The organism is Croceitalea sp. P059, assembly GCF_031846365.1.
GTDB classification, from domain to species: Bacteria; Bacteroidota; Bacteroidia; order Flavobacteriales; family Flavobacteriaceae; genus Croceitalea; species Croceitalea vernalis.
Genome location: NZ_JAVRHW010000001.1, coordinates 575,598 through 598,886 on the forward strand (window position 1 = coordinate 575,598; position 23,289 = coordinate 598,886).

General features: G+C 33.9%; 21 protein-coding genes. 10 read left to right on the forward strand and 11 right to left on the reverse strand.

Translation table 11 applies throughout. The features are described from left to right. Positions 1-30: 30 nt before the first annotated feature. On the reverse strand, positions 31-1,095 hold the full coding sequence (locus RM542_RS02485) for an alkane 1-monooxygenase (RefSeq protein ID WP_311384128.1): 1,065 nt from the start codon (positions 1,093-1,095) through the stop codon (positions 31-33). Positions 1,096-1,200: 105 nt separating this feature from the next. On the opposite strand from RM542_RS02485, the gene RM542_RS02490 reads away from it, so the two are divergent. The 7 genes from RM542_RS02490 (at position 1,201) to RM542_RS02520 (ending at position 9,720) form a co-directional block, all read left to right on the forward strand. Then, a complete protein-coding gene (locus tag RM542_RS02490; protein ID WP_311384129.1) occupies positions 1,201-4,668 on the forward strand; it encodes a hypothetical protein in 3,468 nt (1,155 codons plus the stop codon). After that, a complete protein-coding gene (gene ybeY / locus RM542_RS02495; RefSeq protein WP_311384130.1) occupies positions 4,658-5,080 on the forward strand; it encodes an rRNA maturation RNase YbeY in 423 nt (140 codons plus the stop codon). The genes RM542_RS02490 and ybeY overlap by 11 nt, the downstream gene beginning before the upstream one ends. Positions 5,081-5,086: 6 nt before the next feature. Beyond that, a complete protein-coding gene (gene mnmG / locus RM542_RS02500; RefSeq protein ID WP_311384131.1) occupies positions 5,087-6,955 on the forward strand; it encodes a tRNA uridine-5-carboxymethylaminomethyl(34) synthesis enzyme MnmG in 1,869 nt (622 codons plus the stop codon). 8 nt (positions 6,956-6,963) lie between these two features. Further along, positions 6,964-7,428, forward strand: a complete 465-nt coding sequence (locus tag RM542_RS02505; protein ID WP_311384132.1) for a hypothetical protein — start codon at positions 6,964-6,966, stop codon at positions 7,426-7,428. A 199-nt stretch (positions 7,429-7,627) separates the two neighbouring features. Next, a complete protein-coding gene (locus RM542_RS02510) occupies positions 7,628-8,188 on the forward strand; it encodes a hypothetical protein (RefSeq protein WP_311384133.1) in 561 nt (186 codons plus the stop codon). Then, positions 8,166-8,996 (forward strand): class I SAM-dependent methyltransferase, encoded by an 831-nt coding sequence (locus tag RM542_RS02515; RefSeq protein WP_311384134.1) that lies wholly within the window; start codon positions 8,166-8,168, stop codon positions 8,994-8,996. Before RM542_RS02510 ends, RM542_RS02515 begins: the two co-directional genes overlap by 23 nt. A gap of 223 nt (positions 8,997-9,219) precedes the next feature. Continuing rightward, positions 9,220-9,720: an OmpH family outer membrane protein gene (locus RM542_RS02520; protein WP_311384135.1), complete on the forward strand. Its 501-nt coding sequence runs from the start codon at positions 9,220-9,222 to the stop codon at positions 9,718-9,720. 73 nt (positions 9,721-9,793) lie between these two features. On the opposite strand, the gene RM542_RS02525 is transcribed toward RM542_RS02520, so the two are convergent. From RM542_RS02525 to RM542_RS02565, 9 genes are read right to left on the reverse strand one after another with little or no spacing between them, the layout of a single operon-like run. Next, complete coding sequence (locus RM542_RS02525) at positions 9,794-10,192, reverse strand: DoxX family protein (protein ID WP_311384136.1); 399 nt, start codon at positions 10,190-10,192, stop codon at positions 9,794-9,796. Between the two features lie 11 nt (positions 10,193-10,203). After that, complete coding sequence (locus RM542_RS02530; RefSeq protein ID WP_311384137.1) at positions 10,204-11,355, reverse strand: DNA polymerase III subunit delta'; 1,152 nt, start codon at positions 11,353-11,355, stop codon at positions 10,204-10,206. Positions 11,356-11,399: 44 nt separating this feature from the next. Continuing rightward, positions 11,400-12,140, reverse strand: a complete 741-nt coding sequence (locus tag RM542_RS02535) for a DUF6090 family protein (protein ID WP_311384138.1) — start codon at positions 12,138-12,140, stop codon at positions 11,400-11,402. After that, positions 12,141-12,854 (reverse strand): DUF6090 family protein, encoded by a 714-nt coding sequence (locus tag RM542_RS02540; protein WP_311384139.1) that lies wholly within the window; start codon positions 12,852-12,854, stop codon positions 12,141-12,143. 31 nt (positions 12,855-12,885) lie between these two features. Continuing rightward, positions 12,886-13,590, reverse strand: coding sequence for a DUF6090 family protein (locus RM542_RS02545; RefSeq protein WP_311384140.1), 705 nt, complete (start codon positions 13,588-13,590; stop codon positions 12,886-12,888). 41 nt (positions 13,591-13,631) lie between these two features. Then, entirely contained in the window at positions 13,632-14,411 is a 780-nt protein-coding gene (locus RM542_RS02550; RefSeq protein ID WP_311384141.1) for a DUF6090 family protein, read from the reverse strand. Then, positions 14,412-15,179: a DUF6090 family protein gene (locus RM542_RS02555; protein ID WP_311384142.1), complete on the reverse strand. Its 768-nt coding sequence runs from the start codon at positions 15,177-15,179 to the stop codon at positions 14,412-14,414. Positions 15,180-15,181: 2 nt separating this feature from the next. Next, positions 15,182-15,928, reverse strand: a complete 747-nt coding sequence (locus RM542_RS02560; RefSeq protein ID WP_311384143.1) for a DUF6090 family protein — start codon at positions 15,926-15,928, stop codon at positions 15,182-15,184. A gap of 20 nt (positions 15,929-15,948) precedes the next feature. Beyond that, positions 15,949-16,740: a DUF6090 family protein gene (locus tag RM542_RS02565; RefSeq protein ID WP_311384144.1), complete on the reverse strand. Its 792-nt coding sequence runs from the start codon at positions 16,738-16,740 to the stop codon at positions 15,949-15,951. A 224-nt stretch (positions 16,741-16,964) separates the two neighbouring features. On the opposite strand from RM542_RS02565, the gene RM542_RS02570 reads away from it, so the two are divergent. The 3 genes from RM542_RS02570 (at position 16,965) to RM542_RS02580 (ending at position 20,955) form a co-directional block, all read left to right on the forward strand. Further along, positions 16,965-18,155: a phosphoglycerate kinase gene (locus tag RM542_RS02570; protein ID WP_311384145.1), complete on the forward strand. Its 1,191-nt coding sequence runs from the start codon at positions 16,965-16,967 to the stop codon at positions 18,153-18,155. Positions 18,156-18,273: 118 nt separating this feature from the next. Continuing rightward, a complete protein-coding gene (locus tag RM542_RS02575; protein WP_311384146.1) occupies positions 18,274-19,869 on the forward strand; it encodes a LysM peptidoglycan-binding domain-containing protein in 1,596 nt (531 codons plus the stop codon). Positions 19,870-19,968: 99 nt separating this feature from the next. Further along, entirely contained in the window at positions 19,969-20,955 is a 987-nt protein-coding gene (locus RM542_RS02580) for a DUF4837 family protein (protein WP_311384147.1), read from the forward strand. A 73-nt stretch (positions 20,956-21,028) separates the two neighbouring features. Here RM542_RS02580 and RM542_RS02585 read toward each other — a convergent pair whose 3' ends face one another. After that, positions 21,029-23,122, reverse strand: a complete 2,094-nt coding sequence (locus tag RM542_RS02585) for an OmpA family protein (protein WP_311384148.1) — start codon at positions 23,120-23,122, stop codon at positions 21,029-21,031. Between the last annotated feature and the right edge of the window lie 167 nt (positions 23,123-23,289).

The window sequence follows — 23,289 nt, forward strand, 5'->3', positions numbered from 1 at the left end:
TTGATAAAGCAGCAGAAAAGCGTGTTTGAACTAAACCAAAGAAAAGTCGTTGACATTGAGTTTCATTTCTTTTGGGACTCGCGGATTCATAATATAAAACCATAAGGGCGGTATAAAAGAAATCACCATGGATGTTGGATACCCAAATGGCATTTGTGGTGAGATGTCATGATAGTCTAAGGTCTGGTATTTTTTAGACGATTTATAATGATGATCACTATGCCTAGTTAATTCATATAAAACGATACGGCCTATAACATGATTACTATTCCAAGAGTGGCATTCTCGAACACGCTCATAACGACCGGAAGGCTTTTTAAAACGAATGAGGCCATAGTGCTCAATATAGTTCACAGTTTCTAAAAGAAGAAACCCTATGATTCCGGAACCAACAGCGAATAGGACTCCTAATTGCCCAAAAAAGAGAAACACTAGGGTTAAAAATGATAATTGAAACAAAGTGTAGTATACCATATCATTTTTAATAGAAAAGAAACTTAAGCCGTCCGCTCTTAAAAGCTTGCCTTGAATTTTCCATGCGCTTGAATATTGGCGTAGGGTAGAAGTAAACCAAAACGAATAAACAGTTTGATTTAATCTGGCTGTAGCAGGATCTTCTTTCGTTGCTGCATGCAAGTGATGACCAAAGTTATGTTCAATATAAAAGTGCATATAAAAAGAAGGTAGTAGCAAAAGCTTTCCTAAATAGCGTTCAAAAGTTAATTGCCGATGCCCTAATTCATGAGCCACATTAATACCATTTACACCGAGTACAATACCAACAGAAAACACTAAGCCGATAATTTCGTAAAGTGGATAAGCGTGGGTTGTAATATCCCAAAGACTATAAAACACAAACCCGAACACAATGGGAATGTTTAGATATAACATCCAATCAAATATTTTGCTTTTACTTTTTTGTTCTAATTTCTCACCTTCAAGGTTAGATGTGTCATGTGGTAAGAGAATTTCAAGAACTGGGATAATCACAAATGCGTAAAACGGAGTAAAAAAACTTAAATAGCCTTTAAAATAAATGCTAATAAACGCTGAAATTGGTATTGTTAGCGCTGCGAGGTACTTTAAATCTTTCATATGATCTATTTTAACATAAAATTTTCAAGACAGTTTTGAAACAACGGGTATCTTGGTAAATAACTAATTAAAAAGTTTAAATTAATTCACTAAATATAGCAGATTTTGAGCAGTTTTAAGGCCATATTGGGTAAGCTAAACACCTTTACAAAAAAGTATTACTCTAAACTTTTGGTGAAAGGCATATTGCTATTCTTGACCTTTGGAATATTATTTTTCTTGGCGATAACCGCTGTTGAATATGTTTTGTGGTTAGGTTCAACCGAAAGATTAATATTGCTTTTGGCTTTTATCGCTATTGAGCTCTTTTTATTATATCGCTATATTCTGGTTCCTCTGTTTTACTTGTTTAATATTAAAAAAGGAATTTCAAAGCGACAAGCTTCCCAATTGATAGGCAAGCATTTTCCTCACGTAAATGACAAGTTGGTAAACCTTTTGGATTTGGCCGAGCACAATAATGAATCAGATTTGTTAATGGCGGCTATAGAACAACGTTCCGAAGAGATGAAACCAATTCCGTTTACAAAAGCAGTCGATTATGGAGAGAACCTTAAGCATGCAAAATATGTTTTGATTCCTATGTTGATGGTCGCGCTTTTATGGGTTTCCGGCAATATTTCTGAATTTTTTGGTTCTTATAACCGTGTAGTAAATTATGATATTGCTTATGAACCACCAGCACCGTTTTCATTCCTTCTTTTAAATGAAGATTTAACAATTCTTGAAGGTGAGGCCTTGCAATTGAGGTTAAGTACAGAGGGCCAAATAAGACCAGAGAATGTAAGTATTGTGATAAAAGAAAAAGAATTATTAATGCAAGAGAAGGGGGGTAGTTTTCAGTATACTTTTCAACCACCTGTTTCATCGGGTAATTTTTATTTTACTGCGAACGGTTTTAATTCTAGGGTATATACAATTGCCGTTGGCAGTGTTCCATCAATTCAAGGTTTTGAAATGACTTTGGATTATCCAAATTATTTAGGAAAACGAGATGAAATTTTAAAAGGCACGGGAAATGCAATTGTCCCAGAAGGCACAAGGGTTACTTGGAATGTAAGAGGGCTTTATACGGATAAAATTGATTTAAGAACAAAGGACACAGTAGTTTCCTTGGTTAAAGAAAATAATGATTTTGCTATTACGAAAGTAATTTATGAGGAGCTAGATTATGAATTATCAACCGGTAATTCTAATGTAGAAGAGTACGAAACACTTGGTTATAAATTAGAGGTAGTACGCGATGCCTATCCAACGATTCAGGTAGAGCAAACATTGGATTCACTAAACCCTAATTTGAGTTATTATGAAGGTATGGCATCGGATGATATTCAATTAACAAGAATCAATCTTGTTTATTATTCAATTGCTAAACCAAATGTACTATCGAGCTTGTTGTTAGCAGAAACTAACAATAATGTAGAGCAGTTCTATTATACTTTTCCGTCGGGTCTGTCATTAGAGCAAGGCAAAGAATATGAGTTTTACTTTGAGGTATTTGATAATGATGGTTTACGAAAAGGAAAATCGGTTAAAAGTCAAGTCTTTAGCACTGCAATATTGAATGATAACGAGTTGAAAAACAAAGAGTTAGATGCTCAGCAGTCGATATTGCAAAATTTAGACAAGTCATTAGAGAATTTTAAAGACCAAAAGGAGGCTCTTAAAGAAATTAATGACAAACAAAAAGAGAATAATAGCTTAAATTTTAATGATCAAAACCAGATTAAAGATTTTCTCCAAAAGCAAGAGCAGCAGGAATTTATGATGGAAAAGTTTAGTAAACAATTAAAAGATAATTTAAATAAAAACGAAAAAACGGATGAGCTAAATCAATTGTTACAAGAGCGTTTAGAACGACAAGAAAAGGAAGCTGCTAAGAACAAAAAGTTGTTAGAAGAGTTAAATAAAATCGCTGATAAGATAGATAAAGAGGAGCTTAAAAAGAAGTTAGAAGAACTCGGAAAAAAGCAAAGTAATAGTGAGCGGAGTTTAGAACAGTTGTTGGAATTGACTAAGCGTTATTATGTCACGGAGAAAGCTTCGCAGTTATCCAAAGAATTAGAAGACTTAGCGGAGCGTCAAAAGATTTTGTCTAAGCTAGAGTTGGGAGAGCAGTTTCAAAATAAAGAACAGGAAAAATTAAATGAAAAGTTCAACCAAATTTCAGATGAACTAGACGAACTTAAAAACGACAATGAAGGGCTTAAAAAGCCGATTGATTTAGACATTAGCACACAAAAACAAGAGGATGTTAAGGAAGACCAAAAGGATGCCTTAGAAGAGATCAATAAACATCAAGGAAACGAAGAGTCATCTGATAGTGACGATAAGCAAGAATCAGGAAATAGGGCTAAGCAGAAACAAAATTCCGCTGCTCAAAAAATGAAGGAGATGAGTGAAAGTTTAAAACAAAGCGCTGCGTCTGGTGGAGGTGGATCTAGTATTACAGAAGACGCTGAAATGTTACGTCAAATTTTAGACAATCTAATTACATTTTCTTTTAAGCAAGAGAACTTATTTGATAAGGTTCAAGAGTCAGAAGGTCAAATAGAGCAATTCTCAAATACAGTAAGACAGCAAAAGGACCTAAGAGATTTATTTGAGCATGTAGATGATAGTTTGTTTGCACTTTCTCTAAGAAGAGTAGAGCTATCAGAGTTTGTAAATGAACAAATAACCGAGGTTTATTACAACATAGACAAGTCTTTAGAAAGTATTGCCGAAAATCAGGTTTACCAAGGTGCTTCTTACCAACAATATGTGCTAACAGCATCAAATAGTTTAGCTGATTTTTTGGCCAATTTATTAGATAACATGCAGCAAAGCATGCAGCCTGGTCAAGGTCAGGGACAGGGTGATGGTTTTCAATTACCTGATATTATTGAAGGGCAAGAATCTTTGAAAGAGAAAATGGAGAAGGCGGGCAACAAAGGTAACAAAGGACAGAAAGGAGAAAAGGGTGAAAGTGGAGAAGAAGGAAAAGAGGGTAAATCCGGAGAATCAGGTGAGAATGGAGAATCGGGAAAAGGTGGAGAAAATGGTGAAGGAGGCTCAGATGGAAAGAGTAAGAACGGAGAGAATAATGGAGAAGGTCAAGGTGAGGGTGAAGGAAATGACCAAGAAGGAAGTGAGGGTGGTGGTCCTTCAGAAAGTGAATTAAAGGAAATATATGAGATTTATAAAGAGCAGCAAGTACTTCGTCAGAAATTGGAAGACCAATTAAAAAACATACTACAGAAGGATAAACAAGAACTAGCAAAAAAGCTTGCTAGACAAATGGAAAATTTTGAAAATGATCTTTTAGAAAATGGGATAACACAACGGACCTTGAATAAGATGAACGCAATTCAACAACAATTGTTGAAACTTGAAAATGCTGCCTTAAAACAGGGGCAAAAGAAAGAAAGAGAAAGTCAGACGAACAGCAATGATTTTCGGAATCCGATTACTACAAAACCGTCTTTGCTTAAGAACAAGAGTAAGGCTATTGAAATTTTAAACAGACAAGCCTTACCTTTGCGCCAAAATTACCAGAATAAGGTAAAGCGGTATTTTCAAAATGAAAATTGATTTCCATTACGAATTAGAGTTTAGACTTATTTCTGAATCAGGATATGCCGATTGGGTAACTAGGGTGATAATGTTAGCGAACGCTCAATTAGGAAATGTAAATTATATTTTTTGTAATGACGGCTACCTTTTGGATATTAATCAGAGGCATTTAAATCACGACACTTTTACCGATATTATAACTTTTGATTATACTGAGAGTAACACTATATCAGGAGACATATTTATCTCCGTCGATAGGATAAGGGAAAATGCAAAGTCCTTTAATGTGCCTTTTGAGATGGAACTAAAACGTGTTATGATTCATGGCGTATTACACCTTTTAGGTTATACGGATAAGAGTGCTGAGGAGCAATCAGTAATGAGGAAAAAGGAAAATGAAATGATGAAATTGTTCCACGTGGAACAGTAGGAAATTATGTTTGAAAAACAATATGATGTTATAGTAGTAGGAGGTGGACATGCCGGCGCAGAAGCTGTGGCCGCAGCTGCTAATATGGGTTCAAAAACCTTATTGGTGACTATGAACCTCCAGACAATTGGACAAATGTCTTGTAATCCTGCTATGGGCGGAATTGCAAAAGGACAAATTGTACGTGAGATTGATGCTCTTGGGGGTTATAGCGGAGTTATAACCGACAAGTCGGCCATACAGTTTAAGATGCTGAACAAGTCTAAAGGACCAGCGATGTGGAGTCCAAGGGCTCAGAATGATAGGATGAGATTTGCAGAGGAATGGCGTTTAGCTTTGGAAAGAACTCCTAATGTAGACTTTTATCAAGAGATGGTTTCTGGTTTGTTGGTCGAAGGAGATAAGGTGGTAGGGGTGAGAACATCCTTAGGGATAGATATAAAGGCTAAGGCGGTTGTGCTGACTAACGGAACTTTTTTAAATGGTCTTATTCATATTGGTGAAAAGCAATTTGGAGGTGGTAGAGCAGGTGAGAAAGCCGCTACAGGAATCACTGAGCAATTATCTGATTTTGGTTTTGAAAGTGGTAGAATGAAAACTGGAACACCTCCAAGGGTTGATGGAAGATCTTTAGATTATTCTAAAATGATTGTTCAACCGGGTGATAGTAATCCTGAAAAATTCTCTTATTTAAACACGCAAAAGTTGACAGAACAACGGGACTGTCATATGACGCATACAAGCGCATTGGTTCACGATTTGTTACGTGAAGGGTTTGATCGTTCTCCAATGTTTAATGGTAGAATAAAAAGTATTGGGCCACGATATTGCCCTTCAATTGAAGATAAAATTAACCGATTTGCAGATAAAGATGCGCATCAAATTTTTGTAGAGCCAGAAGGGTGGCATACTGTTGAGGTTTATGTAAACGGTTTTTCTACATCCTTACCAGAAGACGTGCAATACAAGGCACTAAAATCGGTAGTAGGTTTTGAGAGCGTAAAGTTCTTTCGTCCAGGATATGCAATTGAATATGATTATTTCCCACCGACTCAATTAAAACATACTTTGGAAACTAAGGTTATTGAGAATCTATATTTTGCAGGTCAGATAAATGGAACCACAGGTTATGAAGAAGCAGCTTCTCAAGGTTTAATGGCGGGAATAAATGCGCATTTAAAGATTAACGAAAAGGAGTCTTTCATATTAAAAAGAGATGAAGCTTATATAGGCGTTTTAATTGATGATTTAATTACTAAAGGCACAGAAGAGCCTTATCGAATGTTCACGTCAAGAGCGGAGTATCGAACTTTGTTGCGACAAGACAATGCTGATTTACGACTGACACCAAGAAGCTTTGATTTAGGTTTAGCAGGTGAAGAACGGTTGAAAAGAATGGAAAGGAAGTTGACGAATTCAGAGAAATTTGTCGAGTTCTTTAAAACAACTAGTTATACTCCGGAGGAAATGAATCCTATTTTAGAAGAGGTTTCATCAGCAACGGTTAAGCAATCAGATAAAATGTTCAAGGTGTTTTCGAGACCTAAGGTGACTATGGAACATATGCTTAGATTAGCTGCTGTTTCTGATTTTGTAAATGAACATGAACTAGACACTGAAGTATTAGAGCAAGCCGAGATTCAAGTAAAGTATTCAGGTTATATCGCGAAGGAAAAGAACAATGCAGACAAACTTTTACGTTTAGAAAATATTAAAATTCCTGATGATTTTGATTACAGAAAATTGAAATCATTATCATATGAAGCACGAGAGAAGCTAGAAGCTATTCGACCTGTAACTATTTCTCAAGCGTCTCGTATAAGTGGTGTTTCGCCTTCAGACATTAGTGTGCTTTTAGTGTTTTTAGGACGATGAAAACCTCAATGTTTTTTAAACAAGAAAAACCAATTACACCAAAAGTGTTAGGCTTTATATTGCTGCTATTAACAGCAGTTTCTTTGAATAGTACTAAGGTTCCTTTGAGTCAAATTATAAGCATGGGTGCAATAGGAAGTGCGCTATTAGGCTATTCGATTTCCTACGAAATTTGCAAAGAAGGTGTTCATTTCAAGCATCTAAAATTATTTGGACTAACGGTTTTAAAGACAAAATTAAAATCTTTAAATGCAGATGTGATTCGTGCTTTTCCGGCTTCGTTTAAGAGCAATTTTAATTGGGGTCCTGTTGCTGCGATGGGAAAGCAGAACAGAACAGATAAATATGTCATTCGTTTGTTTGAGGGCAGCAGACATTTTACAATATTCAAGACAAGTTCATTCGAAACGGCTTCAACTCGAGCAAAAATGCTCGGTGAAATTTTGCAGATTTCTACGGAAGTTAGAAAATAAATGACGTTCCACGTGGAACAATCTACATTAAAATCAACCCCTTTTTCGGTTTTAAAAAAACCTTGGAACTAGATTACAAATATTCATTTGAACTTCTAATTGACAAAAAGTTCAATTATAAGTTCGTAATCTGTATTTCTTAATTTTAAAATGGCGTGGTTTTTGAGAATAGAATATTCAACTAAATCAAAAATTAAAAATGAGAAAATTCTCAACCATTTGTTTAGGCATACTATTTTTAAATTCATGTATTCCTATTAGAATTGCCCCAACCATTTCAGACTATAAAGTAGTGAAGGGTCAGCGTTTTAAAAGAGGCCTTCCTAAGAAAACTACTTTTGTGTTTGAAGACCCTAAAGAAGCGAATGAATTTTATGATTATGTGAATATTAAATATGACCTTGAAGATTACTACGTAGACGTTCAGGTTCCATTTACAATTGATGAAAAGGAATATTTCTTTTCTTTTTATGAGGTAGAAATACAAGACAAGGCACTTAATTTATTTCCATTGGCATTCGATATTGCTGCGAATGCTACTCTTAAAAATGAAGATTTTGAAACGTATACTACCAATGAAGATAGTACGATTTTAAGAAATGGTAATTGGTACATTGTAATGGAAGTTTTTAGCATAACTGAAAAAGACTGCTTGCATGAAGAATCAGATTCAAGGGATATAGTTTTGCCGTATCTTCGAGCTTTAAAAGACGAATACCTTTCTACTCATAATTACAATGAAGTTGTATTTAAAAACTAAAGACTTTTCTGTTACCAAAGAGGCCTTTGAATTATTTCATGATGAGGATTTAGATATGCTCATCACCAAACCAAAGCCGAATAATTTAGAAAAATACTATGAAAGCGAAGTTTATATTTCGCATACCGATTCAAAAAAGAGTTTGGTAGATAAAGTATATCAATTAGTTAAAAGATATAGTTTAAAAAAGAAGGTGAAGCTCATCAACTCATTTCAAGTTTCAGATAAAAGACTTTTAGATATTGGAGCTGGCACAGCAGATTTTTTACTTGCTGCCCAAAAAGCTGGTTGGAAAACCTGGGGAATCGAACCAAATGCTTTGGCCCAACAAAATGCCGTAGAGAAAGGGGTGTCACTTTTGGCTTCATTAAATGATGTAGCGGGACAAAAATTTAATGTAATAACCCTTTGGCATGTTTTAGAGCACTTGCCTAATTTAGAAACCGATATTGAACAAATTTGTAACCTATTGGAAGATGACGGCACTTTAATTATTGCCGTTCCTAATTTTAATTCTTTAGATGCAAATTATTATAAAGAGCATTGGGCTGCTTTTGATGTGCCGAGGCACCTATGGCATTTTTCAAAAACTGCAATTGAAAAAATCTTTTCAAAAAATCAAATGAGATTGATAAAAACAAAACCAATGTTGTTTGATTCTTTTTACGTATCCCTGTTATCGGAAAAATATAAAAATGGAAAACAAAACTATATGAAAGCACTTTATATTGGTTTGAAGTCTAATTTGAAAGGAAAACGAACAAAAGAATACTCTTCACACATATATATTCTTAAAAAGAAGGTTTAGATAAGCTCTGAGTAACGATTTCAACTAATTCCTTATATCGTTATTAGTCAAAGCTCAACAGCGCTTAGACGGCTTTATACCGATTGTATTTTTATAACAAAAACAAATAACAAACTTACAAAACCATAACTTTTCTCTATACGAAGTCTTGGTTAATTAAAATCCAAAGTTTCTGTGATATGTAGCGGCTTTTTATATTTTTGCCGAACGTAAAATTAATGAGATGAAAAAATTAGTATTTATTATAACTGTACTTCTTATGGCTTCATGCCAACAAGACAAAATTGGCTATGTTAATAATGTGAAACTATTAGACGGCTATCAAGAAAAAATTGAGGTAGAAGCCAAGTTCAATGAAAAGCGCGATGCGCTTACTAAAAAAAGCGATAGTATTTCTCAGGCCTTTCAAATTGAATATCAAGCCCTTCAGGCTAAAAGGTTATCTCAAGCTAAGGCACAAGAAGAACTAGGCTTATTACAGCAAAAAAGTCAATTTATAGGACAGCAATTGCAGCAAGAACAGCAGCAATTACAACAGAGTGGTCAAACTGAGTTAGACAGTGTTGTAAGCAAAATGAAGAGAGAGATTACTGCTTATGGCAAAACTAATGGCTTTACCTATATTTTAACTGGCGGTGAAGGTGGAAGTGTTCTTTACGGGGAAGAAACTAAAGATTTAACTAGCGAAATACTTAAAATATTAAATGACAACTACAAAAAGTAGTCTTGTTAGTATACAATTAAAAAGCCTTAGCATTTTGATGTTAAGGCTTTTTTTATGTGTTTAAATGTTCGCCTTATTGTAATAAAAACAAAAGAAAAACACTGGGAATCAGATAGATAACAATAGTCTTAGCCCCTTCATAGTCTTTATTGATTCGCTGCCCAATGAACAACATTAATAATGCCAAACAAGAAACTAAAGCAGCATAAAGAGCAAAATCTTTATGGTCAAAAAGTAGCAGATGTACTAAGCCAATTAGGGCTAAAATTCCTGCTGCCATTTCAACAACAGTAATGATACCTAATAATAGTGGAACGCTATTTTTAAAAGGAGATTTTGAAAAATGCCCAATTAACCATGAAAGGTTGCCTTTCCAATCTTTTATTTTATCAATCCCACTTTGTAAAAATGTGATTATCAAAAAGATAAGTAAAACGGTTTCTGTAGCATTCTCATAAAAATGTAAGTGCATATTAGGTTGATTTAAGCCGCCTTGGTATGTAAGAGGCGTGTTAGTTTTATAGATAAATCGGTAAAGATAATTTTTGAATTGCCGTTACGTTCCACATGAAAAATGGCTTCTTCTAATTCTTTTGTAATGTCTAGAATATTATTTTCATGAATAAAAGGGGCAAACTTTTTTAAGTCAAACCCGTCTACATGAATTTTGGCATATACTAATTCATCTGCTTTAAAATTGAGTAATAAAGCTTGTCTTATAATAGCAATGCAGTATTGAAGAAACTTCTTTTGAACCTCACGACCATTTTTAGCCACTTCTTCACTCCATGATAAAAGCTCATGTATAGCCGCTTTGTTTCCTTTTGCTTTAAAAGCACTTCGAACCCATTGGACAAACCATTTTTCAAAAACCAAATCTTCAGAATCGTTGTTCATCAAATCTATGGCCTTGTTGAAGTTGCCATTAGCTTCATGCGCAATGCGCCCAGCTTCTGCCTTATCTAAGCCTTTTTTGATTAAACCTTCAGCGATTACCTCTTCCGCTAATGGAGGAAAATGTACTAATTGACATCGCGATTTTATAGTGGTTATGATTTGCTCTTCATCTTCAGCGAGCAATAATAACACAGTCTTTTCTGGTGGTTCTTCAATGAGTTTTAATAGTTTATTTGATGCTGCAATATTCATTTTTTCGGCCATCCAAATTATAAATACTTTATAACCACCTTCGTAGGATTTAAGAGCTAGTTTTTTAACGATGTCTTGAGATTCATCAACGCCAATTTGCCCTTGTTTTTTTTCAATTCCGATAGCTTGATACCAGTCAAAAAGATTACCATACGGTTGCTCATTAACAAAGGCTCTCCATTCCGGCAAATAATGATCACTAACGGCATGACTCTTGACTTTGTCGGAATTAGATACAGGAAAGGCAAAATGTAAATCAGGATGCGTTAAAGAGGCGCATTTGGCATTACAAGCTTGATTCTTGCCTTCATTTTCTCCGTTATGGTTTTGACAAAGGATGTATTGGGCATAAGCTATTGCTGCAGGTAAGACTCCTGTGCCTTCTTGACCGACAAAAAGTTGCGCATGAGGTATACGCCGAGCATCAGCACTTGAACTTAAATGCTTTTTAATATGTTCTAAACCTAAAATGTCTTTAAACAGCATCAAACAAATATACACTTTCGCTTTGATTGGTTTTTCTAAAGAATTTAATCATGAATATAGCTTTCAATATGACTTTTTAGTAACTCTGCTTGATCCAGTGTTAGATTTAATTTATTCACATAATACTTTTTAACATCTAAAAATGTGCGTAAGGACTGTATGTATTCTTTATCATTCTTTAGATTTTCAAAATCATTAGGAACGATCAATCTTTTTGAAGGTGCCTCATCTTGAATAATAAAGTCCTTGCGTAAATAGTCTAACATATATTCATGAAAATCTTGTCGTATTTCATCATAAGCTTCTTCATAATCAGGGATTATTGATGTATAAAACTCACCTATTGAAGAACGAATGGCGGGATTCTGAACTAAATCCATTCCTATAGAGGAAAGGGAATTATAACCACTTATTTTAAAATCTGCTTCATCATATGAAAAAGCAACATCAAAATATACACCTAAAGAATCTCGATATGGTTCCTTCTTCTCCGTAACCTCTATTAAAGTTTTCAAAGCATCGATACTTTTTAGGGTACTGTATTTTCCTTCACTTTTGATTTTATTGAGATCATTAATGCTGTACTCTAAATCAGATACAATTTCAGCTAATGCTATATGTTCCTTTTCTTTTGATTTATTATCTTCATTCCAATTATTAATTTGGAGCGCAATTAAAATCCCAATTACAACAAGTAATATTTCACCAATAGCGTATTTAAAGTATTTACCCATTTTGTTTTCTTGGATTAGCGAACGACGTATATGGCGGAAGAATTTTATCATTTAATTTTCAATTCTTGAAATTTCTTGATTTATTAAGTCAATAATTTCCTGATATCCTTTTCTGACTTTTTTTCCTTCTTCAAATACACCAATTCTGTAAACACTTAAAATTGATAAATGCTCAATAAATATTCTATTATCAATCATTTTTTGGAATAGTTTATAATGCTTATCCTTTTCTTCAGAACTACGGTTTTTATAGAATCGAAGGGGATTATATGGCATTTGATTTACAGTAAATGATATTATCACATCAGTACTATAATATCTTGCCAGATTTTCATCATCAATATAATCTACAACGAGGTCTTGAATTTCTGCAATTTTGTACTTAAGTAACTCATTTGATATGAGTTCTATTTGTCCTGAATTTATTAATGAATTATATATTCCTCTTGATGGGTCAAAATTGTAATTATAAATCGTTTTTAAAAATAAGCTATCGAGTGTTTCAAGTGTATAATTTTTATCCTTTGCATTCATCAGCTTTAAAGTAGCTGCTTCATTACCGATATGATGATTAAAAATACTATCAAATGAAATTAAATTTTTATCAAACTCTAGTTTTAAGGCTTTTAGTTGTTTGAGTTCTTGTCTTTTTTCTTGTTGGTTTTCATTCCAATTGTTAATCTGAAGGGCAATAAGAATACCAATTACCACAAGAATAATTTCGCCTATGGCGTATTTAAAGTATTTGCCCGTTTTGTTTTCCATGAGCATGTTTTGGCGGATTTTACGAAAGAATTTAATCATTTCCCTTTTCCATTATTTTTAAAACAACCTTTGTTTTTTCTAAAGTATTTTTAAAATTTCTTAGATTATTTCTACAAAAATTTGCTTTTACACTTCCCCATGAATTAAGCTTTAACATTAAGTCTTTCCGGTTTACATTATCCCAAATAAAGTCATTTTCAGGGGTGTTTTTTATAAATGAATGCGGGACTGGTATTGGATAAGAAGCAGCAAGCATTTCTATTTCATCATAATAGTCATCCCTAAAGGTTTTGTATGTTTCTTCGGTAGCATTTTGAGGAATAGAAAGATCGTACAACTGCTCTTTAAGAATATTATCAAATAAATCTAATTTGCCCGAGGCTTTCATAGATTCATAAGTGTTGTTATTAAAACCTTTAAACCCAACCGAAATTACATTGATCTCTTTTTTTAAGAAATGGATTAAGGAATCTTTACTGTATGAAATACTGTTTACATATTGCGATTGTTCATTTAAGATATTAAAATTTGAGTCTGTTTTTTTAATGAATTCTTTTAAATAGTCTATATCAGACATTAAATCTTGTTTAACCGATTTTAGTAAGGTCGCTTGCTCACTTTTTGTTTTACGAAGCTCATTCCAATTATTTACCTGCAAAGCGATAAGAATCCCAATAACCACAAGAATAATTTCGCCAATAGCGTATTTAAAGTATTTACCTGTTTTATTTTCCATGAGAAGGTTTTGGCGAATTTTTCTAAAGAATTTTAGCATCGTTATCCTTTTTTCAGTTCTTGTTCTAGCATATCTATGGTAGCTAATATAAATTCCTTTAAGTTACCTTCATTAATGACGATATAATCATTGTTGTGCTTGTGATGCCAAACTTGATTTTCTAATTCCATCAAATCGGTTCTGGATAAATTAAACTTGAAAGGAGAGGCTTCCTTATAGACTTTCAAACTATTATTTCTGTCAAAAGGGAGTTTTTTGGTTAACTCACCATTGGCTAAGGGAAATCGCTTCATCAAAAAAGGCATTAAGTTTATGGTGTAGTTATCTGCTCTAAAACGAAAGTCTTCTTCGTCATCACTAATATTTTTGAGCCAATCACTTAATTGTACTCTTAGCGCTTCATTTTTTAAAAGACTTAATTTTCCAGAATTTACAATCTCGTTAGAAATGCCGACTCTTGCATCAAAAGAATGAAAATTGCCAATAGCAAGCAATAATTCATCAACTTGTTCATGTTTTTTAGCCAATGAATCTGACCTAATAATTTGAGTAAGGTTTATACAAGATTCGGTCACTTTATTATTGATGCTAATAGATTCTTCTAAGGCTATTAAATTATCTTTAAACTCATCTATTAGTGCAGAAATTAATTCTGTTTCTTTTTTGTCTTCAATGCGTTGTTGGTTCCAGGTGTTTATTTGAAGCGCCAAAAGAATTCCAATAACCACAAGGATAATTTCACCAATGGCATATTTAAAATATTTGCCTGTTTTACCTTCTGAAAGCAAGTTTTGGCGAATTTTTCTGAAGAATTTTATCATTTATTTTAACTTATCTATTTCTAGTTCTAATAACTTTATAGTTTTATTATTAAACTTTTGATAATCAGTGTTTAATCTTAATAAAGAGCTAAGTAAGAACATTTTATTATCGATCATACTCTCAAATTTTCTGTCTTTTAAAATAATTCTATTATCACTGTAATCCAGTTTGCTTTTACCAATTCTATCTTTGATAGGTGCAAAACTGTAATCTACTTGTCTTAGCGAAATATTGTCGTAGAGATAAGGCACAAAGTTGTCTGAGCCGTCTATATCTTCATTTTTCTCATTCCTTTGAATGCCTGCATAAATACTTGGGATTTGATATAAGAAATCTCGAAGACTATCTGAGGCTATCAAAGAAATTGCACCAGAACTTAATGCCTCATCAAGCGTAGAAGATTTATATTTTAAACTAGGGGATGTTAAAAGAGAATAAATTAAGGTATCGATTGTTTTTTCATTTTTATCAGTAAAGTCATTGCCCATAAATTGAAGCAGTCTTTCAGAATCTGTCATTAATGATTCGATTCGTTTAATATTCTCAGATAGCGCTTCCTTATTTTTTTTGCTTTCAACTAGCAATCTAGCCATTAGATTTGCTGAAGCTTTACTCTCAATATGTGCTGTGTTCCAATTATTAATCTGAAGCGCAATCAAAATACCAATGACCACAAGTACAATTTCGCCAATGGCGTATTTAATGTACTTACCTGTTTTGTTTTCTATAAGAAGGTTTTGGCGAATTTTACGAAAGAATTTAATCATAGTTATTTATTTAGCTCTACTTCAATGTCTTTGACCAATAACCTTTGTTTTTTTAAGAATTCTCGAAGAAGTTGAGAAAAGCGATATCTCACCTTTATGTTATGACTGATTTTCGGGATTAAACTTGGGTCATTTAAAAGCGCTTCATAATCTTGAGGGATCCATTTCTCATTTTTATAATCAAAGCTTTTTTCAAAATCTGGGGTGATGTCATTGTATACACGATCAAAGAAATAGACTAGGTTTTCATTGCTTAAATGTTCGGAAACATCTGTGCTTCGCTTCATTGATGTTTGCTCCAAATTATAGTGATCCACTATTCTTTGTCTGAGTTCTTCGTTTTCAATGATATCTATACCACGAGATTCTAGAAGTTTGTAAGCTGAGGTATTAAAATCCACAAAAAAATACTGAACAACTTTTTCCCATAGAATGTCTATTTCTGTCGAATAAGCTTTTTTATGCTTTATGTGGTTTAATAGAACTGTAGCATACTTAGCATTTTGTAATTGTGATTCAATTTGGTTGTTAAGATTTTGAATATCCATCTCTAAAGAATTCTTGATTTCGATTAGCGTCGATTTTTCAAGTTTTCTTGTTTTTTGCCCTTCATTCCAATTATTAATCTGAAGTGCGAGTAGAATCCCAATAACCACAAGGATAATTTCACCAATGGCATATTTGAAATACTTGGTAGTTTTACCTTCTGAGAGGAGGTTTTGACGGATTTTTCTAAAGAATTTAATCATAGCTGCATTTTAACTCATGGTTAGTAAGGTATATAAGTCTTTGTCTCCATGCTAGGATATTTTACATGCATCAACGAGTCTATTTCAATAATGTCATGCTTTAGTCGCGAGTAGTTTTCTTCAATTCTTTTTGTAAAAAAAATAAGATCAGTCAACAGATTGGCAAACTCTCTGTTTTGTAGTAATTCTATATGGTTTGATATAAAAGGAGAGTCATGTTCAGTAGTAATCAATTGAGATGATTTATAAATAGACCTAACGGTTGTTCTATCAACATTTTTGTTTAGAAAAGGACGTAGTTGATTATCTACAAAACGATTTTGATTGTACTCAAAGGCGATCAATGTTTCTTGACCTCTTTTGAAATCAGCAAGTTTTTTACGGAGATTGGAGGAAGTTATTAAGTCAAAATCTCCTGAAGCACTTAAGACATCGTAGAGTGTAGTTGGTCTTCCAGCTAGCCAAACCCATGTGAGTTTATCTAAATCTTGGTCAAATAAACTTTGGTTGAACTCTTCTGGAGAAGTATTAACCCAGTCTAGCATACGTTCTGCTGAAGCAATTACTTCTTGCATTTTTTCGGTTCCATTTTTCATAAGAAACCTGTTAAACTGCAGTTCTTCGCCCAAATCTTGAAAAATGCGTTGCTCTTCTAAATTATTGATGCGATTTTGATTCCAGTTATTAATCTGTAATGCAATGAGAATACCAATAACCACAAGCACAATTTCTCCTATGGCATATTTAAAGTATTTACCCGTTTTGTTTTCCAAGAGAAGGTTTTGACGAATTTTTCTAAAGAATTTAATCATTGGTTTTTGGTTGGTTGGTGGGGAAGCAATTGTATCAAATATACAAGAACGCAAGCTTCATTTTAACAAAAACCACTCAATTTCAGTGTTTTGGAAAGAAAATGGCCTATAAAGTATTCGAAATAAATGAATTTAAAAACCACAAAAACATCAAAATTTAGTGATTTGCTAACAAGATAAAGCTATTAGAAATCTTTACTTTTGGCAATCATACCAAGTAACTCATGAAAACATTAGAAGATTTCAATTTTGAAGATAAAAGAGCATTAATCCGTGTTGATTTCAACGTGCCATTGGATGCTGAATTTAATGTAATGGATACCAGCAGAATAGATGCTGCTAAACCAACAATCTTGAAAATTTTAGAAGATGGTGGCAGTGCTGTTTTAATGAGTCATTTGGGAAGACCAAAAGGAAAACGTAATGAAGACATGTCTTTGCAACATATTTGCAATACCGTTTCTGAAATTATTGGTGTACAGGTAAAATTTGTTCCTGATTGTATTGGTGAAAAGGTGGATGAGGCATACGCTAATTTAGAAAACGGCGAGATTTTACTTTTAGAAAACCTTCGTTTTTATGAGGAAGAAACCAATGGCGATGGGGCTTTTGCAGAAAAGCTTTCACAATATGGTGATATATATGTGAATGATGCTTTTGGCACTGCGCACAGAGCTCATGCTTCAACAACCGTTGTAGCCAACTATTTTTCTGAGAATAAGTGTTTCGGTTATTTATTGGCAAAAGAAATTAAGGCTATTGAAAAAGTGATGCAAACGGGCGAAAAACCAGTTACAGCAATTTTAGGTGGTGCTAAGGTGTCTTCTAAAATAACCATCATAGAGAATATTTTAGACAAAGTAGACCACCTCATTATTGGTGGCGGAATGACCTATACTTTTATAAAAGCCCAAGGGGGACAAGTAGGAGATTCTATTTGTGAAGACGATAAAATGCCACTGGCTTTAGCGATTTTAAAGCAAGCATCAGCAAAAGGAGTAGAAGTACACCTACCTGTTGATGTTTTAGCAGCGGATGATTTTGATAATAATGCAAAAACCCAAGGTGTTGCAGTTGATAGCATACCTGATGGTTGGCAAGGTTTAGATGCTGGACCTGCAACCCTAGAAAACTTTAGAGAAGTAATTCTAAAATCTAAAACTATTCTTTGGAATGGTCCTGTCGGTGTTTTTGAGATGGAAAGCTTCGCAAAAGGCACTATTGCTATTGGTAATGCTATTGATGAGGCTACTCAAAACGGAGCATTTTCTTTAGTTGGTGGAGGCGATTCTGTTGCAGCTGTAAAGCAATTTGGTTTTGAAGATAAGGTTAGTTATGTCTCAACTGGCGGTGGGGCAATGTTAGAGAGTTTAGAAGGTAAAACGCTACCGGGTATTGCTGCCATATTAGACTAACAAGGCTCTTATCGATAAACGGACTTTATCTTATTTTTTGATGGTTTTGTCCATATTCCTTTATTTTTTCAATAAAATACCGCATTTTCGTTAGTCCCGAAATTAATTTAGGACTGAAATGAAGGCACTATATTTTCATTTTTGGGCTGCGATACTGTTTTCATGTACAGGAGAACTTTCAGCTCAACAAATAGATACTACGGCTGTTAAGCAAATGGATACCGTTAGTACTGGTTTTATTAAAACCAGCAGTGGCAAGGCTACTATAGATGACACTGCGCTTAATATACCAGCCATTGCCATTAAGAAAGAAACAACTCAGTTAGAAGATTTAGCGCAGGCATATCAATACGATAGTCTTTGGCTGGCAGAACTTCATAAGAATGCCGCTCTTTTTGATGAGATGTATGCTGAAGTCAGCGATTTAAAAACCGGAGAAAGCTATGTAGTTGACCTGCCTAAGGACACACTTAAAGCCAGATTGAAACGACTAAATGATAAAACACCATTCAATATTGCATATAACGCTTCTTTAGAAAGTGTCATCAAATCGTTTTTAACTAGAAGACGTGGTTTGATTGAAAAAATGCTGACTACAAGTCAATTTTACTTTCCGCTTTTTGAACAAGAGCTCGATAATTTTGATGTTCCACTTGAAATAAAATATTTAGCGATTGTTGAATCTGCTTTAAACCCTAAAGCTAAATCACGAGTTGGAGCTACTGGCTTATGGCAATTTATGTTTGCAACGGGTAAAATGTATGATTTAAATGTAAGTAGTTATGTGGACGATCGAAGAGACCCCATTGCGTCTACTAAAGCCGCAGCAAAATATTTAAAAAGACTGTACGGTATATTTGATGATTGGGATTTGGCTTTGGCAGCTTATAATTCAGGCCCAGGTAATGTAAACAAAGCAATACGACGTTCTGGAGGATATAAAAACTTTTGGAATATACGGGGTAATCTTCCTCGAGAAACAGCAGGATATGTTCCAGCGTTTTTAGCAACCATGTATTTATTCGAGTATGCTGATGAACACGGCTTAAAAGGCAAAAAGGTAGATAGGCCTTATTTTGAAACAGATACAATACATGTAAAAGAGCTCATTACTTTTGACCAAGTAGCAAAACTGATAGACATTTCTGTTGAAGAGTTAGAGGTACTTAACCCTGCTTATAAATTGAATATTATTCCTAAAGTAGAACATAAAAAGTATGCTTTACGTTTACCAATAAAGCAAGTTGGCCAGTTTGTCAACAATGAAGATGCTATTTATGCCTATGCCAAAGAACAGCTTGATTCCATAGAAAAACCGCTACCACAATTAGTATCGAGTAGTGATAAAATTCGATATCGTGTTAAAAGTGGCGATTACTTAGGTAAAATAGCAGAGCGATATGGCGTTGGTGTAAGCCAAATTAAACGCTGGAATGGACTTAGAAGTAATAATCTTAGAATTGGACAACGTTTAAGCATTTATCCAAGAAAATCGGTCCCAACAGTTGCATCAACAAAAAAGGTTAGCAAACCAAACACTCAGTTGCCAAAAGACCCTTCTAAAGTACATGTAGTACAATCAGGAGATTCTCTCTGGACCATTTCAAAAAAATACCCTGGAATTACAATTGAAAATTTGAGGCAATGGAACGGTATTAGCGGCAGAAACCTTAAACCAGGAGATAAACTCCGTTTATGTAACTGCTCGTCTTAAAAGGACGCTTATGCACTTTTTGGAGCTACACTAATCAAAAAGGCAGTTACACTCATTTAAAGTATTTGGTTTCTATAAATTCTGTATTTTAGATTTGTTATGCGAAAAATAGGAACACTACTGCTTCTGGCTACTTTGGCCTTCAATTCTTGTAAAAACAATTCTAAATCTGAAAGATTTCTACCGCCCTCTACTGGTGCTGTAAATTCACTCATGGTTGTAATGGATAATGAGCTTTGGAAAGGCGCTATTGGGGATAAGGTGAGAGAGCATTTTGCTGCTAGAGTCTTGGCTGTGCCGCAAAGTGAAGCCATTTTATCACTCATACAGATTCCACCACAAGTATTTAAAGGAGCCACAACAAATTCAAGATCTGTACTTTTTGTACAACAAGATACCTTATCAATAGCTCATGTTAAATCTGATGTTTATGCTACGCCACAAAAGGTGGCTGTAATTAAAGGTAGAGATTATGGCGAGTTGGTTGCTAATATTGACTTACTGGCTCCAAAAGCTATTGAGGCTTTTAAAACTAATGAAATTAGCCAAGCTCAAAAACGATTTAAAAGATCCTTGAATAAGGAACAGGATTTAAAAGAAGAGTTTGGCATTCAACTCAATGTGCCTTCGGTTTATAGTGTTGGTAAGCACGATGAGAATTTTGTTTGGATGGACCGTCAAATACTTAAAGGGAATATGAATATTATCGCTTATAGTATGCCGTGGAATAGCTTTACAACTGATTCTACTTTTGTTGGTGATATTGTGAGTATGCGAGACTCTATCGGTAAAAAATATATTCCTGGACCTGATGTTCCTGGAAAAACCACCTATATGATGACTGAAAAGGCCTTTGCTCCTTATGTTTTTCCAACTGAGATTGGTGGCCGTAAAGCTGCTGAGGTTAGAGGCATTTGGGAAATTAATGGTTACCCAATGGCTGGTCCGTTTTTAACCTATATCATTAATGACAAACCAAATGACAGAAAATTAGTTTTAGAGGGCTTTATTTTTGCGCCATCAGCTAATAAAAGAGACGATCTTTTGGAGCTAGAGGCTATTTTAAAAACTGTACAATTTGAATGACAAAAGGTTATAACCATAAAAAAAGCCCCTAATGTTCAAGCATTAGGGGCTTTTGTTTTCTTATAATATGTGCTTACATACTTACGATAATAAACTCTGAACGCCTGTTTTGTTCGTGCTTGATTTTATCACAATTAACACCATCTGTACAGTCGTTAATTGGATATTGTTCGCCATAGCCGACAGCACTATAGATTCTAGATTTATCTATACCCTTAGATAGCAGGTAATTTTTAGTCGCTTTTGCTCTTTTATCAGAAAGTAATCTGTTATATGCTTTAGAACCACTAGCATCCGTATGAGATTCAATTTTTATAACCATATTTGGATATTGATCCCAAACTTGCACCAATTTATCTAATTCTTTTTTGGCATCTTCACGAATTGAATAGTTATCAAAATTGAAGTAAATGTTTTCTGTTTTCAACATTTTTACTCCATTATCAGAGACAATCATTTCGTCTATTCTCGTTAAGCTCACATCAACTGTAACGATTTCTTCATCGCCTGAATTAATTGAATTGGACTCTTCTTGAAATTCATCTCTCGCAGTAGCAATAGTGAATGCAGTATTCCTTGGTAAATCATTAAAAGTAAATCTACCTTGACTATCAGTTTGTACTTCTTTCAAAGATTCATTATTCGCATCTAAAAGTGTTATAGAAGCATTTGGCATAGCTTCACCAGTAATGATATCTTTTACCACACCTACAATATTAGTATACTCCTCTTTCTCTTCAACAACTTCTTTTTCTGCAGGTATTTCTTTAAAGGAGTAAATATCATCGTCACCCTTGCCACCTGTTCTATTAGAGGCAAAGTATCCATTAGAACCTGTCTCATCTGCAATATATGAGAAATCATCTCTATTACTATTAATAGGTTGACCCACATTAACAGCAACTTGAAAATTCTCATCTTCAAAACCAGATTCATAAATATCTAGGCCTCCTAGCCCTAATTCTCTATCTGAAGAAAAGTATAATTTATTTTTCGTGACGAAAGGAAACATTTCTCGTTTTCCAGTATTCACGGCACGACCTAAATTTCTTGGTTTAGAATATTTATTGTTGTCTAATAGGTCTACAACATATAAATCCGTTCCCCCAAAACCACCAGGCATATCAGATACAAAAAAGAGTCTTTTTCCATCTGAGCTCATTGCCGGATGACCCGTTGAGTATTCTTCACTATTAAAAGGTAATTCAACAGGCTCTGTCCATTCATTATCAACTAAATCGGAACGATATAATTTTAAATGACTAACACCGTTTTTTGCACGTTTTAATTTTTTACCATAATTATTTCTGGTTAAAAACATCGTTTTGTTATCCGGAGCAAAAGTTACCGCAGCTTCGTGGTATTTTGAATTTACTTTTTTAGAGAACTTTTTAACGTTACGCAGGTTTTCTTTGTTTTCCTCAATCTCACCAACATATAAATCTAAGAAAGGCTGATTGTTCCATTTATACCTTCTGGTATTTAAAAAAGAAGAATCTTTTGCTGAGGCAAAAACTAATTCATTTTCATTATGGAACATTGGAGAGAAATCTGAAAATTTTGAATTGGCATTCAAATTTTTAATTTCAATATTTTTTACCATTTCCTCTGCAAGTTTCTTTGCATACCTTCTTTTTGAATCTTCTCCTTCGTCAGTAATTTGTTGTTCATTAAATATGCGAAGTATTCTTTTTGCTCTATTATATCTGCCAGTTCCTTTTAGAGAGTGAGCGTATCTGAAATAGTCAGAATCGGAAACTTCATTTTTATAGCCATCAAATAATTTGCTATACCAAAAATGAGCTTTTTCCATGTTGCCATTAAAGTAATGTGCATCACCGGCTCTTTGTAATAATTCTTTAGAAAAGCTATTAGCATTCTTCTTAAGTGCTAAATCATAAAGTTCAGCAGATTCTGAATACCACATTTTCTCGAAGTAATCGTCTGCTTTAGAAATTACCTTATCAATATACGAACTGCGTTCTACTCCTTTAAGCCTTTTTTTTGAAAGTGCTTTAAGTGCATTAACTTCTGAAGTTCTTGAATTGGTATAGGTTTTGCTTTCAGTTAAAGGCTCCATATCTTCTTCAAACTGTAAAGAAGTTAATGTTTGAGATTTTAAACCAATAAATGAAAAACAGGCTAAAAGAAATACTATTTTTTTCATAACCCAGTGAGGTTAAATTTGTCGGGTTCTTAAGCAGTTTGCGCAGAACCGGTGTTAGATTTAGTTTATGGTTAATATTAACCTTAAACCAAATGTATTGTAATAGTAAATCTTAACTAATTTTTTGTTGTGAACTCTGCCGATTACGGCATAAAATACACGCTGAA